The organism is Algoriphagus aestuariicola, from assembly GCF_017254835.1.
In the GTDB taxonomy this organism is placed as follows: domain Bacteria; phylum Bacteroidota; class Bacteroidia; order Cytophagales; family Cyclobacteriaceae; genus Algoriphagus; species Algoriphagus aestuariicola.
In genome coordinates this window covers 699,012-712,281 of sequence record NZ_JAFKCW010000002.1, presented here as the reverse complement: position 1 = coordinate 712,281, position 13,270 = coordinate 699,012, and the positions used below count along the sequence as shown (strand labels likewise).

Annotated in this window: 12 protein-coding genes; 5 read left to right on the top strand and 7 right to left on the bottom strand. The window is 50.2% G+C overall.

Going from position 1 to position 13,270, the window contains the following annotated elements; all coding sequences use genetic code 11:
- Nucleotides 1-33 precede the first annotated feature (33 nt).
- Nucleotides 34-510 carry a very short patch repair endonuclease gene (locus J0A67_RS10210; RefSeq protein WP_206569208.1) on the top strand — a complete coding sequence of 159 codons (477 nt, stop codon included), beginning with the start codon at nt 34-36 and terminating at the stop codon, nt 508-510.
- Between the two features lie 158 nt (nt 511-668).
- Nucleotides 669-1,154, top strand: coding sequence for a DUF4231 domain-containing protein (locus J0A67_RS10205; protein ID WP_206569207.1), 486 nt, complete (start codon nt 669-671; stop codon nt 1,152-1,154).
- 130 nt (nt 1,155-1,284) lie between these two features.
- Here J0A67_RS10205 and J0A67_RS10200 read toward each other — a convergent pair whose 3' ends face one another.
- A complete protein-coding gene (locus tag J0A67_RS10200; protein WP_206569206.1) occupies nt 1,285-2,472 on the bottom strand; it encodes a CehA/McbA family metallohydrolase domain-containing protein in 1,188 nt (395 codons plus the stop codon).
- 263 nt (nt 2,473-2,735) lie between these two features.
- Between J0A67_RS10200 and J0A67_RS10195 the strand changes: the two genes are divergently transcribed.
- Nucleotides 2,736-2,879: a hypothetical protein gene (locus tag J0A67_RS10195; protein WP_206569205.1), complete on the top strand. Its 144-nt coding sequence runs from the start codon at nt 2,736-2,738 to the stop codon at nt 2,877-2,879.
- A gap of 48 nt (nt 2,880-2,927) precedes the next feature.
- Here the strand turns inward: J0A67_RS10195 and J0A67_RS10190 are convergent, their stop codons facing one another.
- The 6 genes from J0A67_RS10190 to J0A67_RS10165 form a co-directional block, all read right to left on the bottom strand.
- Nucleotides 2,928-4,547, bottom strand: a complete 1,620-nt coding sequence (locus J0A67_RS10190; RefSeq protein WP_206569204.1) for an ATP-dependent DNA ligase — start codon at nt 4,545-4,547, stop codon at nt 2,928-2,930.
- Complete coding sequence (locus J0A67_RS10185) at nt 4,544-5,569, bottom strand: ligase-associated DNA damage response exonuclease (RefSeq protein ID WP_206569203.1); 1,026 nt, start codon at nt 5,567-5,569, stop codon at nt 4,544-4,546. Before J0A67_RS10185 ends, J0A67_RS10190 begins: the two co-directional genes overlap by 4 nt.
- Nucleotides 5,570-5,899: 330 nt before the next feature.
- The gene (locus J0A67_RS10180; protein WP_206569202.1) at nt 5,900-6,922 is read right to left on the bottom strand and encodes an LLM class flavin-dependent oxidoreductase; all 1,023 of its coding nucleotides are present in this window, start codon (nt 6,920-6,922) and stop codon (nt 5,900-5,902) included.
- Nucleotides 6,923-7,275: 353 nt separating this feature from the next.
- Nucleotides 7,276-7,992 (bottom strand): DUF899 domain-containing protein, encoded by a 717-nt coding sequence (locus J0A67_RS10175; RefSeq protein WP_206569201.1) that lies wholly within the window; start codon nt 7,990-7,992, stop codon nt 7,276-7,278.
- A 64-nt stretch (nt 7,993-8,056) separates the two neighbouring features.
- A complete protein-coding gene (locus tag J0A67_RS10170) occupies nt 8,057-8,551 on the bottom strand; it encodes a DinB family protein (RefSeq protein WP_206569200.1) in 495 nt (164 codons plus the stop codon).
- A 407-nt stretch (nt 8,552-8,958) separates the two neighbouring features.
- Nucleotides 8,959-10,545: a tetratricopeptide repeat protein gene (locus J0A67_RS10165; protein ID WP_206569199.1), complete on the bottom strand. Its 1,587-nt coding sequence runs from the start codon at nt 10,543-10,545 to the stop codon at nt 8,959-8,961.
- 311 nt (nt 10,546-10,856) lie between these two features.
- Here J0A67_RS10165 and J0A67_RS10160 point away from each other — a divergent pair, with 311 nt between their 5' ends.
- Both J0A67_RS10160 and J0A67_RS10155 read left to right on the top strand, forming a co-directional pair.
- Complete coding sequence (locus J0A67_RS10160; RefSeq protein WP_206569198.1) at nt 10,857-11,534, top strand: hypothetical protein; 678 nt, start codon at nt 10,857-10,859, stop codon at nt 11,532-11,534.
- A gap of 31 nt (nt 11,535-11,565) precedes the next feature.
- The gene (locus tag J0A67_RS10155) at nt 11,566-13,242 is read left to right on the top strand and encodes an arylsulfatase (RefSeq protein WP_206569197.1); all 1,677 of its coding nucleotides are present in this window, start codon (nt 11,566-11,568) and stop codon (nt 13,240-13,242) included.
- Nucleotides 13,243-13,270: the final 28 nt, after the last annotated feature.

Below are 13,270 nucleotides of genomic sequence, written 5' to 3'. Positions count from 1 at the left end.
CCATGCTCCGGCAAAAAATCCTATCTTATAGCCATGAAGCCCAAGCCTTATATCCGTCCAAAGGTTGCCGTCCCGCAGTTTAGCGAGGCAAATGGCTTCTATACCACGGCCCAACGCTCGCGGACCATGTCCCGCATCCGATCCAAGGGGACGCGACCGGAAAAACTTTTGAAAAAGGCCCTGTGGCAAGCGGGAATTAGGTACAAGACTTCAAAGAAGTCCCTCTTTGGCAAGCCCGACATCAGTCTGAAAAAGTATAAGCTTGTCGTCTTTGTGGATGGTTCCTTTTGGCATGGACACGACTGGGAAAGCCGCAAAAATGCCATCAAGGCAAATCGGGAATTTTGGATTGCCAAGATAGAGCGCAATATTCAGCGGGATCAGGAAGTCAACGCCTACTACCGCTACCGAGGTTGGACGATATTGAGGTTTTGGGATTTTGAGGTGAAGGAAGAATTGGGTGCTTGCTTGAAAAGTGTGCTCAATTGTTTTAGGGTTGCAGGCATCTAATCCCATTTTTGGCCACCTGTGCCAATATCGCCAGCCAGCTCATCAAACCGTACTGGTGAGCTTGTCGAACCTTCGTCAAGCCCCTGAATGAGGTTTGTAGACTTTTATTCAACAGCAAATCGGATTAAATTGATACTAGAACCATCGCCGGACAAATCATGGAACCTGTCGAGTATCTCACAAAAATGCTGAACCCCTCCCTTTCCAACGAACAAAGGATTGTTATCGCAAACCGACAACTGGAGAACCTCATTGAGCATTTCGACCGAAAGGCCGACAAAGCCAAGCGCTGGTTTCATATCTATAAATACACTAGCATTGTTTTGGTAGGAGCCACCTCGGTGATCGCATCCTTGGAATTGATTCTGAAAGATCAATTTCCTCTCTGGCTACTACCGGTAGTCAGCGCTGCCGCTACTATAGTGGTTGCATTTCTGGGAGCCACCAATGCACAGCGCTTATGGGTAAATTCTAAAACCACGGGTCAACGCCTGGTGGTGGAGCGATTTCTTTTCAATCAAAAAGCAGGAAAGTACAAAAAGCTCATGGAGGATGCAGAAAGGATTCGTCTGTTTTCAGAGCAAATGATACAGATTTGGAATGAGGGGCACGGGAAATGGGAACAGACCGTAAATGAGGGCTAGGAAAGGCTTGCCTAGCTTTCTCTGGCTATACCACGATTGAATTATCAGATTTGCCGGGACATTGGAGCTCGAATGGAACTCCATAAATTCTATGAATTCCAGCTCGCCAGATTTCCATTTCCTCAAAAACCTACTTTTTCACCACCGGTTGAATCCAAGCTTCTTCCATGTCCCCCGGACGGTATGGGTTCTCCTTGGATTTGGTTGAAGTCACCTTGGCGCGCACATAGAGGTCGTCCGCAGTCAAGGCATAACTTGCCTTGGTGCCCGCCTCTTCCTCTAACAGAATTCCCGCAGCTTCCGGGTTGGATTTTTTGGTTCCAAAAAATCGGATGGTGTAGCTGATCCCCTCCTCGGCTTTAACCGAAAGGCTCAGTCTATCTCCGTCAAAGTCCAATTCCTCCAGCATAACACCCGTACTGGCGTAAAAATCCCCGGTCTCCATGGATTCGATCAGATCCTCCGGACTCAGAGATTTGGCCCGTACTTCCACCCAACCTCTGCCGGGATTGCTTTGCTTTTCCCCAAATATGTGGTAATTGTGGGCATCATCCACGGCCAGGCCGTAGAGTAGAGGCTTGCCCGCTTGCAGGTAGGCCACCTGCACCCGGTCCCAAAGCGCCTCCATGCTCGGACGGAGGCTGTCACCATAGTTATGCACCTCCGGATGGCCATTGTACACCTCAAAGAACCGCTCTCCAGTCAGGGCCATTATGTCCTCAGGGGTGATAGCCCAGACGAAATTTGGATGGTTGATGTGCAAAAACATGGGGTGCCCCGTGTCCTCCCGCTGTTTTTTGACCAAATCCAGATTCTTCTGCAAGACCTCTGTCACGGAATTTCCCGTTGCCGGCTCGATGTATTCTTGGATATTCGTGACGTTCATGTGGAGGGGCTTCTGCTCAAACCTTGCCGAGACCTCCTCGGAGCGGATGATCAGAAATTTTCCCTTCTCCTCAAACAGCGGACGATATTCCTCCAGCGTTTTCAGCCGAACTTCAATCCTCCCCGCCGAGTCGGTACGGGACTCCACCCAGTCTTTCCCGTATTTTTCGAGGTAATTTTCAAAGGCTATCTCATGCATGGGCGCTTTTGGAAGAAGCTTCCACTTTTCTCCGGTTTGCAGGATGTTGTGGTCAGAGAGTACCGCAAAATCATAGCCTTGGGTCTTATACCAATCCATGATCATCTCCGGATAGTTGTCCCCATCGCTCCAATAGGAGTGGGTGTGCAGGTTGCCTTTATACCACTCCTTGGAGGAAGAGCAGGAAAACAGACCAAAAACAAGAAGGCTGAGGGTGGGGATGGCATATTTCATGGCTTATCGCTTGATCAGGGTGGACAGACTGAAAGCGTCAATTGCGCTCTGGATTTCAAGTTGGAATTTATGAAAATCCTCAGGCTCTTGGGTTAAAAAAATATTATCCTATGGAGGCAAAGGCAATTTTGTTGGAATCGATGGTGACGTGAATGAAAACCGAAGTACAAAGTGAGGCTAAGAGCATAAGCATGGTGAAACGTATTTCGACCCGTACAGCCTTCCGTATGAATAGGCATATTTTCAAATCTGTCCATTGTTCTATGGAGAGAGCTGAGCTTGAGGTTAAGCTTTTGGGAGAGAAAATGGACCATCTTCTCGTCCACCAAAACAACCGACTACCGGAAATTGAGGAGGTCCAGATCGACTATCTCGAAGATTTGATGAGGGAAGTCAAGAAGAAATAAGGCCAAATGGGACACTAAATTGTCATTCTTGGAAGACAGCCACTCCTGCTACTCTTCATCCGCACCGGTTCCTTTGGGAATGAGTGCCTTTAGATCCTCCAGGGTATTGGCCTCCGAGATGGTTTTATCCTGTCTCCACCTCAAGATTCTAGGAAACCTCACTGCCACGCCGCTCTTATGGCGTTTGGAAAAGGCAACACCTTCAAATGCCAGCTCGAATACCAAGGTAGGTTCCACGCTGCGCACTGGACCGAAGCGTTCGAGCGTAGTTCTCTTGATGATGGCATCTACCTGTGCAAATTCCCTGTCCGTCAACCCGGAATAGGCCTTTGCGAAAGTAACGAGCTCCCGATCGCCTAGTTCGTTTTCCTGCCAGAGTGCAAACGTATAATCGGTAAAGAGATTAGTCCGTCGACCATGGCCGCGCATGGCATAAGTCAAGACGGCGTCGATGGTCAGGGGAGATGTCTTCCATTTCCACCAGTCGCCCTTCTTGCGTCCCACTTTATAGGTGGCAGATTTTCGCTTCAGCATTAGGCCTTCGCTTCGTTTTTCCCTAGCCAGATCCCGCTCAGCCCTGACTTCATCCCAAGATGCAGGCTCGACTCGCTCTGAAAGCTGTAGGCTCGGGTGGCGAAGGGATTTGACCAAATCTTCCAGCAACGCTCTTCGAGTGAGGTAATCCTCGCCTCTCAAATCTTTTCCACTATGCTCGAGCAGGTCGTAGGCTTTGAAGATGACCGGCACCGTCTTGAGTATATTTCCGCTGACCGTCTTCCTGCCGATGCGGGTCTGCAGCTCGTTGAACAAGCCGATTTGCCCGCCGACAAAGGCCATGATCTCACCATCGATGACTGTCCCACCAGGAAGAGCGGTACCCAAGGATGCGATTTCCGGATACCTATCCGTCACCAACTCTTCACCTCGTGTCCAGATGAAGAGCTCTCCTCGGCGGTGGATGACCTGACCGCGGATGCCGTCCCACTTGTGCTCTATGCACCATTCGGAGACATCTCCCAGTTCTTCCAGATCTGTTTCCAGGGCATAGGCTAGATAGAATGGATAAGGCTTTGAGACATAGGCCTGCTCATTTCTGCCGAAAACCAGTTCGTCAAAGGTTATGCTGTCCGGACTCCAATGGCCCATCAGTCGGTACGCCAGCTCGTCCTCCGGCACTTGGGTGACCTGGGAAAGTGCCTTGGTCATCAGTTTTTGGCTGATGCCTATCCGGAAGGAACCCGTGAGCAGTTTGGTAAAAACATATCGGGAATAGTAGTCCAGCTGCATCCATATGCCCTGCACATAGGCTTTTTTCTCTTCTTCAGTCTTGGGCTTTAAGTCAATCAGTTCAACTAAGATTTCCCACAGCTGTTTCTTGCTGAGTAGCTCATCTTGGGGTACGATCAAGGCAATGGCTTCGGCTAGGTCACCCACGATGTGGTAGCTTTCTTCAAAGAGCCAAAGTGGAATGCCGGCAAGTTCGGCTGCATACTGTCGGAGCAAGGTCGTGTTTACTGGTCGGGGAGGCCTGCGGTGGGAAAGTATCGCGACGGTCCAGAGGCGGTCCAGGTCACTGGCCTCTACAAAATAGGCTGCCAACGCAGCGACCTTTTGGTTGGTTTTGGTCGTGCTGTCCAGTTGCTCGATCAGCGCTGCGAAGTCTTTCATGTGGATTCCGCCGCGCTGGCGCTGTTTAGATCCTCTTTTTCTCCCTCGTAGTCGGTGTTTTCCACGCTGGCATCATAGCCGAGTTCCCGGAGATACTTGCTGAAGATATCCGTGTAGCCGTGGGTACAGATCACCCGGCTGGCTCCGCTCTCCCGGATACTGCGGAGCAGTCCCAGCCAGTCGCAGTGGTCCGACAGCACATATCCCCTGTCGGTGGAGCGTCTCGCCCGAGCTCCCCGGAAAGCCATCCACCCGCTGCATGTCCCCGTCTCAAAGGGCACAAACCTCCGCATCCACGGGGAGCCGTGTGCGCTGGGAGGGGCGACGACCATGCTGCCGCGGATATCGGCGGTAAGCGTCTCCCGAGTGACCATAAGGGTAGGGGGCAGCTTGACCTGCGGTCTCAGCACCTCGGTCATATTCTCCACCGCTCCATGCGTGTAGATCCGACCGATCGAAGGGTCGAGGTATCGAAGGATGCGCTGGGCCTTACCCAGTGTGTATCCAAAAAGCACCGAGGTTTTTCCCTCAGCCTGATTTTGCTGCCACCAGGAGTTGATTTCCCCAAAGACCTGCTGCTGGGGCTTCCACTTGAACGCCGGTATTCCAAAGGTACATTCGGTGATCATCGTATGGCACCGAATGGGCACATAAGGTGTACAGACTCCATCGTCCTCATCCTTGTAGTCTCCAGTAAAAACCCAAACCTCGCCTTGGTATTCTACCCGTACCTGGGAGGAGCCCAGGATATGCCCCGCTGGATGAAGGCTAAAATTCACGCCGTTGATTCGGAAAACCTCCCCCCAAGCTACGCCTTGGACTTGGATGTCGCCGAGTCGATGCCGCAAAATAGGGACGTTGGAATGGTGGGTCAGGTAGTGTCGGTGCCCAAATCGTGCATGGTCCGAATGCCCATGAGTGATAATCGCCCGGTGTACGGGTTTCCAAGGGTCTAGGTACACCTGTGCCTGGGGGCAATAAATGCCTTTGGAGTTAAAAGTCAATAGATCCCTTTGCGCCATGGCCTTTTTTCAGGTTTGATGTCTTGGTTAATTGGCTTCTCCCAAAACCAAACCAAGCCACTTCTGTTGTCCCAAACTTGATTTATTTCTAGTCCGGAGAAAATGAATGTAGCCATTCGGCTAGCTGATCTTGGTTTTAAAGCGTTTTCCTACAAGAAAAAGCCCATGCTTCTTTTTCTGTTAATGCTCTCATGGTTTCGGAGAAAACAGGGTCATTGTGGCGCAGTGCCCTAAAATAGGGAAAATCACCTCAGCTATGAGATTGAATAGTCAAAAGAGGCGGGCCGATCTCAGCCCGCCTCCTGGCATACTTTTTCGCTATCCAATCGCTTACCTCCAGCCTAAGCCGGGGGCTACATGCTCCAGTATGGAGGAAAGGACGTGGATATTGTAGGATACTCCCAACGTATTGGGTATGGTGAGCAGCAGGGTGTCCGCCTCTTTTATAGCTTCGTCCTGTGCCAATTCCCGGATCAACTGGTCGGGTTCCGCGGCATAACTCCTGCCGAATATGGCCCGTCGCTCGTTTTCAATAAATCCTACTTTGTCTCTTCTGTCTGCTTCACGGCCAAAGAGATAGCGATCTTCGTCATTCACCAGCGCAAAAATGGACCGACTCACCGACACCCTCGGTTCTCGGGCGTGCCCGGCCTCTTTCCATGCCTTTTTGAACAGGCGTATTTGCTCGGCCTGTTGAATGTGAAAAGGCTTGCCGCTTTCGTCGAATTTCAGCGTGGAACTCTGGAGGTTCATCCCCATCTTTCCCGCCCAAATCGCCGTGGCATCGGAGCCGGAACCCCACCAGATCCGCTCACGCAGCCCTTGGGAAAAGGGCTCCAGCCGCAATAGGCCGGGAGGGTTGGGAAACATCGGATTGGGGTTCGGTTTGGCAAAGCCTTCTCCCTTCAGCAATTCAAAAAAACGCTGACCCTTTTTGCGCCCCATATCGGCGTCGCTTTCTCCCGGGTCAGGCTCATAGCCGAAGTGCCTCCAGCCATCGATCACCTGCTCGGGCGATCCCCTGCTGATTCCCAGCTGCAAACGGCCACCGGAGATCAGGTCGGCTGCGCTGGCATCCTCTACCATATAATGGGGATTCTCATACCGCATGTCAATCACTCCGGTACCGATCTCGATCTTGCTGGTCTTGGCGCCAATGGCGGATAACAGCGGAAAGGGGGAGGCTAGTTGCCGGGCAAAATGGTGAACCCGGAAATAAGCCCCGTCCATGCCAATCTCCTCCGCGGCCACCGCCAAATCTATGGATTGCAGCAGCGTGTCGCCGGCGGTTTTAGTATCGTAGGATGGGTGGTCAGCCCAGTGGCCAAATGACAAAAAACCTATTTTTTTCATACTCTCTCCTCTCGTTTTGTTTCGATAGTGCCACAGCGTCCTTTTTGGACTCGCCGTCCCAAAGCAACGCGTGACACCTCAAAAAAACACCGGAATAGAAAGTAAGTTCATTGTGTGCCTATTGAATGGGCTAGCTAGCAGGTAGCCAGAGGGATGGCTAGATCCTTCAAGGGGTCGATAGGGGTGAAGAGACTACGCATGCAAACGCCGGGTAAAGCGCTTTAAAAAAACACGGTGTGCACGATCAGCAATCGGGATGCAGCTTTTGAGTTTTTTAATGGGAATGGAAATCTGGCCGGTGGTAATTTCAAATTTCAAAAGCCGATCCGATTTGATCCCTACCTTAGATTTGACTATCCATAGTATTGGTTTTGTGGCCAGCCCTCCGGGGAATCTTCCCAAGATTCCTGCCGTCCATAGGGAGTCATATCCAGATAGTTGAAATGTGTGGCCACCATTTCTGTTCCTCTGGCGAACGCAGAGTAGGTATGATAGACTTTGTCTGCAACGCGGAGAAAGACGCTTTTGGCGGGAAGGTCGCCAGCATAGTCTTTTAGAGATTTCAGCTCGATTCCTTGGTAGTTGTACTCCATGTTTCTTTTGGGATCCACGGTAGCCTGGAAGTCATAGTTGAAATCACTTTTTTGGGAAGAGTAGAAGGGAAAGTCCCAGTGGTTTTTTGCTTTTTCCTCTTCTATTCTCTTTAGAGGTGCACGGCTGACGGCCGCTAGCGTCACGCTTTTTTTGTGGAGTTTCTCCTGGAGTATGAGGCTGTAGTTTTGGCTGGCTTCCAAGGAGCATCCCGGGCAAAACTTGGATGTGTCGTCGAAGTACATGAAGTGGTGTACGATAAGTTGCCTTCGTCCCTTGAACATCTCCAAAAGCGATAGCTCGCCCTCTGGACCCTCAAAAAGGTATTCCTTCTCCACCTTCACCATGGGCATCCTTCGCCGCGCGGCACGGGTGGCGTCTAGCAGCTTGGTTGCAGCCTTCTCCTTTTCCAGAAGAGATTTTCTCTCATCCAGCCATTGCGAACGGCTTACGATCTTCGGAATTGCCCAGTTCTCCATAGTTTTTGATGTTTGATTTGATATTTCACAAGCTGGAAGGTCATTTGGTTTTGGGAGACCTTATTCAGGAGTAGCTCATCGCGCTTTTGCCCAGTGCCCGCCTCAGCATTCCGATTTGGCCTATGTGATAGGCTTGATGATGGCTGACAAAAGCCCACAGCTCGCCCAGTGAATCAGAGACTGTATCAAAGGGTTGCGGCGCCTTGCCACGGAGCTGATCTGCGGTAAGTCTCAAGAGCCCTTCCCTTGTAGGGATATAAAGCTTGTTCCACTCCCCGATGATCTCCTCAATACTGGGGTAGTCGATGTGGTCCTTTGCCTTGGACATTCCCATCACGGCAAAAAGCTCGTTCCATCTGACTTCCGGTTTCAATCCGGCGATCATGGCGATGCCATACTGGGAGTTGAGCAGATGTCCTGCCAGATATTTGACGTGGTTGACTTGGGGAAAACCTTCAAGGCGGCTATTGGTCTCCTCATCTGAATACCCATCCAAAACGTTGTTGAACAGCCTTTGGTGGAGGTCAAACTGAATCACAAGTGGGTTGAATCCTTCCATGCAAGTTTTTTTTGTTCATCCCAAGTTATTCCTGAATAGCAAAAGAGACATGGTCAGAAAACGACAATGTGTGGGGTGTATTCCGACAGGGTGAACTCTGCCTTTTGACTTTCTCTCAAAAAATCCAGCTTTTCCCCCAAGCTAAAAAAAATTCGCTCCTCCGGAGCTTTTTTCATCTAGTTCAGTACTCGTAAGCCTTTTGGAGGATTCCTCTGCCACCTTCCTCCAATTCTGTTTCAGTTATTTTTTCGTTGCGATTTATCGCTTCTTCAAAAAGAGAACAGTTGAGTTCTTGGGGTGCATTTTGCCCAAAAAAATAACAAGGCAAAGATGAGACTTCTGGTACCTTTAGATTCCCAGCCAGCCCCTTCCCCAAGAAACCCCATAGCTTAAAAAAGGAACCCGCCTCAATTACTGGTCTCTAGGCCAGTCTTTCGGAGGGCTAGCAACAATCGGTTTATCAGCTCCTTGGAATGAAGAAAGGACCCGAGAATGTGGGCCAGTGAACTGGATAGATCGGGAACAATCCCGATTAGCTCTTTGGTCAACACTTGCGCCGCAGCGATATCTTCCATTTCGGCATAGGCGGCAGCTTTCAGAATGGAATCCCATACTAAGCTCTGTCTTTGGATTTTCTCCGCCCAATAGACAGCATCCGCATATTCATATCTTTGGAAATAGTATAGGCTTAAGCCCGCGTTAAACCACCAGGGATAATAGGGGTTTAGCTGGATTGACTCAGTGAGAAGCGAGTAGCCACGGTCATACTCTCCAGCACAGACCAGGCAAAACCCCAATCCTCCCGCGACTCCCATCGACTTCGATTTTAATTTCTCCCATTGGTCGATCGTCTGTAGACACTCCTTCCACTTGTGTTGGAAAACGTAGCCCAGACATAGGGTTTGATAGGTATGCTGGCAATGGGGATCCATGGCAAGTGCCTTTCGCCCACACTTGATTGCCTCAGCCAGAGGGTCTTCCGCATTACAGGTAAATCCATAGAAAAATCCAGCTACATAGGTCTCTCCAAGAATTGCCCAGCCCAAGGCATAGTTGGGATGTCGATGAACGGTGTGCTTCATGACCTCCAGTCCTTTCTCAAAGATGTCCTCATTGATATCGTTGAGCAGTTGGTAGTACCAAAAAACAGCGTCATATACCTTCACATCCAGCGGATGCTTCATTGGAGTGGGTTTGGCTGCTTCCCTGAAGATAATTCCATGGCTGCCCCCAATTTGATTGACGACATGCTTCACGATGTCGTCCTGGATCGAAAAATCATCCATTGCGGATTTTTCCCTTTCATAGGAGCAGGCCCAAATTTGATGCTGGTTATCGCTCCGACTGAGCTGGACACGGATTCTCACCTGATCCCTGCTGGATTGTATACTTCCTGTCAGCAGATACGAGGCATCCACCAGAAAACCGGCTTTCCTTGGATCGACTTCCTGCGAGCTTACTTTTCTTGAAGTATAATAAGACACCACGGCCAGTTCGCTGAAGTTTGTGAGCTCCGTACAGATCTGGTCACAAAGCCCATCGGCCAAGACTTGCAGCTGCTTTTCTTCTGGACAATGGAAAGGGATTACCGCCAACTTAGGTTTGTAGATGCCCATTTCAGGTTGGATCGCAGTGCCGTTTGTTTTGGGGGAGATTGACTCAAAACCCGGCACGTAGGTCCCTTTTGGCACTGATATAAATATAGCATCCCCGCTTCCTGGCCCTTTGTAATAGTCAACCAGCGCTTTTCTAAGCCTTCCCGCGTGGATTCGAACCGACGCATCAGCCTGAGGGTCGTAACTGGCCTTCTTTGACAAGACCTGGGTTCCGACGGTATATTCTTTCAGCATACCCGCTCTGCCTTCCAAGGTCTCCTCCACGATAAACCTTAGAAACCCCGACAATATCATCGAATTTGCAAAAGCAGGAGATAATAGAATCCTGTTCAGCTGATCAAATATTTCCTCTTTTCTGACGATGGCGCTCAGTTCCATTTTACTGTTAATTAACCGGATCGATTGTAACGGGATTCTGCAAATCTATAGTTTCGTCCTACTTATCAAATGTAAAATGACGGTCTCCCGAAATTAACATCCGAGAAAGACAATTTTCGGACTCAGATACCAAGATCACCCGGATTAGGCTGAGCACTTCAATTCCGAATTTACCTGTGGATGGACCTGTTGGGTTCGACCATTTGCCCAGCCATTCGGAAAGGAGATCCATCAGACCCAAATTGGGAAAGGGGCAGGCACTTGCGGGACAATCACGGAAATAAACTGAAAAAATGAATTAAAGCATGTCCATGAAAAAAGTAAAAACCATCCTTATTCTATCCCTATTACTGATCTCCATTTCGCAGTCGAGAGCCCAAATCGACAAAGAGAAGCTTTCGCTCGATATCTCGAAAGCAGACGAGGCCAGCCAGCTCAAGTTAAGGGAGTATGTCTGGAAGAGAAGGTCGGATGTGTTTGTAGAAAGCCAATTGAAATTGACCACGGTCACCGAATTCAGCTATTCCTCCGAGGGAAAATTGCAGACTAAAGTAGTCGACTCCGAAACATCCCTGGAGAAGAAACCCGGACTGAGGGGAAGAGCCCAAGCCAATGCCGCGGAAACCAAGCTCGAATACATCGACAAGGCCCTTAAGTTGGCCCTAGAATACATTTTTATGACCAAAGGCGAACTGCTTGACTTTTTTGACAAGGCAACGGTAACTGAAAAAGATGGGCTCATCGAAGCCGTCGCCGACAACGTCCATGTAGATGGAGACCGCTTGCTCGTACGCATAGACCCTCAAAGCTATCTCTTCACCTACAAAGAATTTACGAGCTTGTTGGACAACTACAAGGTGGAAGGGAAACTAAACTTTGAGAACTTCAGCGGCGGTACCAACCACATGTCCTCCTCTACCTTGAATTTGCCTGGCCAAAAGATGACGATTGACTCCAAAAACCAAGATTACTCCATCCGAGTGAAGTAAACCCATGCATAAAAATGATATGCAACCAACGATGAAAAACTTATACCTCATTATTCTCGCAGTATCAATGGCCTGTAGCCCCGAGGAAGCACGTGAGGCTTCCCCGCAAAGGCCTAACATCCTGCTGATTGTGGCGGACGATTTGGGATATTCTGATATCGCTCCGTTTGGGGGCGATATCCATACACCCTTTTTGAGCCAGTTTAGCAGGGAGGCAATACTATTTTCGAATTTCCATGTTTTGCCCACCTGTTCGCCTACCCGATCATCCTTGCTCACCGGACAGGACAACCATGTGGCTGGTGTGGGAATTATGAGCGAAGTGAGCTACCCGGCCGTGGCTAATCTCCCGGGCTATTCCGGCCATCTAATCGACCAGGTTGTTACGATTCCGGAAATCTTGGGCGCAAATGGCTATCATACCTACATGGCAGGCAAATGGCATCTCGGAGACGATGAGGGCCAGACTCCTTTTGACCGCGGATTTGAAGAGTCCTTCACGCTCCTACAAGGTGGGGGAAGTCACTATGCCGACCAAAAACCTTTGTCACCACCCCAGGTGATGGATTATCGGCGAAACGGGGAGAAAGTAGGCGTGCTTCCCGCTGATTTCTATTCTTCCAAAAATTACACCGATACGCTGATCCACTACATCGACAAGCACAAGGCAGATCAAAAGCCCTTCTTCATCTACGCATCCTATACCGCGCCACACGATCCGCTACAAGCACCCAAGGAATACATCGACAAGTACAAAGGCAAGTTTGATATGGGTTGGGATTCCCTGCGTACGATCCGCCTGGATAATCTGAAAGCCCTCGGCCTTGTCTCCGAGGAAGTAAACTCCTTCGCCCCAAATGGTATCCCCTCCTGGTCAACATTGACTTCTTCGCAGAGGGAGGAATTTGCCAGGGATATGGAAGTATACGCCGCCATGGTGGAATACCTCGACATGAGCATTGGGCGTCTGCTTGACCATTTGAAACAAGAAGGGCTGTATGACAATACCCTCATTGTCTTCATGTCCGACAACGGACCCAACGGGGTCATGGCGACTACCTATCCCGGGAATGACGACGGCGTGTATTTAGGCGGATTTGACAATTCGCTGGGCAACCGCGGTTTACCCAACTCATTTGTGGAAATGGGGCCGGGCTGGGCACAAGCCTCCTCCGCACCCTTCCGGCTGTTCAAGAGCTTTACCTCCGAGGGCGGTATCAAAGCCCCGCTGATGGTCAAGTTGCCACAGGCAATGCCGAATCAGGGACAGTGGAACCGCAGCTTCGTACACGTTACCGACCTGATGCCTACCGTCTTGGAGCTTTCCGGTATTTCCTACCCTCAGCAGTTTAAGGGGAAGGAGCTAAGAAAGCCGCTGGGAAAATCCCTGTTGCCCGTACTGACAGGAGCGGCACAGCAAGTCCACTCTTCTGAGGAGGGCATGGGCTGGGAGCTCTTTGAGCGCAAAGCCTATATCAAGGGCAAGTGGAAGATTTTGAGGTTGCCGCAACCCTTCAGCACCGGAGAGTGGCAGCTTTACGACTTGGAAAAGGACCCCGGTGAAGCCAATGACCTGTCGGGGCAGTTTCCTTCCATAAGGGATTCATTGATCATGGACTGGATGCAGTACGCCAAAGCGAATGACGTATTTGACCACCAGGGTCATTATGACTCGCTATTGAGCAGGAGCTTGACTGGAGAGCATTGAGGATTGGGACACAGACATTACAATATTC

Coding starts and splice junctions, on each gene's coding strand:
- J0A67_RS10195 (WP_206569205.1), top strand. CDS start 2,736: ATGGAGAGAGCTGAGCTTGAGGTTAAGCTTTTGGGAGAGAAAATGGAC.
- J0A67_RS10160 (WP_206569198.1), top strand. CDS start 10,857: ATGAAAAAAGTAAAAACCATCCTTATTCTATCCCTATTACTGATCTCC.
- J0A67_RS10200 (WP_206569206.1), bottom strand. CDS start 2,472: ATGAAATATGCCATCCCCACCCTCAGCCTTCTTGTTTTTGGTCTGTTT.
- J0A67_RS10170 (WP_206569200.1), bottom strand. CDS start 8,551: ATGGAAGGATTCAACCCACTTGTGATTCAGTTTGACCTCCACCAAAGG.
- J0A67_RS10180 (WP_206569202.1), bottom strand. CDS start 6,922: ATGAAAAAAATAGGTTTTTTGTCATTTGGCCACTGGGCTGACCACCCA.
- J0A67_RS10210 (WP_206569208.1), top strand. CDS start 34: ATGAAGCCCAAGCCTTATATCCGTCCAAAGGTTGCCGTCCCGCAGTTT.
- J0A67_RS10190 (WP_206569204.1), bottom strand. CDS start 4,547: ATGAAAGACTTCGCAGCGCTGATCGAGCAACTGGACAGCACGACCAAA.
- J0A67_RS10185 (WP_206569203.1), bottom strand. CDS start 5,569: ATGGCGCAAAGGGATCTATTGACTTTTAACTCCAAAGGCATTTATTGC.
- J0A67_RS10175 (WP_206569201.1), bottom strand. CDS start 7,992: ATGGAGAACTGGGCAATTCCGAAGATCGTAAGCCGTTCGCAATGGCTG.
- J0A67_RS10205 (WP_206569207.1), top strand. CDS start 669: ATGGAACCTGTCGAGTATCTCACAAAAATGCTGAACCCCTCCCTTTCC.
- J0A67_RS10165 (WP_206569199.1), bottom strand. CDS start 10,545: ATGGAACTGAGCGCCATCGTCAGAAAAGAGGAAATATTTGATCAGCTG.
- J0A67_RS10155 (WP_206569197.1), top strand. CDS start 11,566: ATGAAAAACTTATACCTCATTATTCTCGCAGTATCAATGGCCTGTAGC.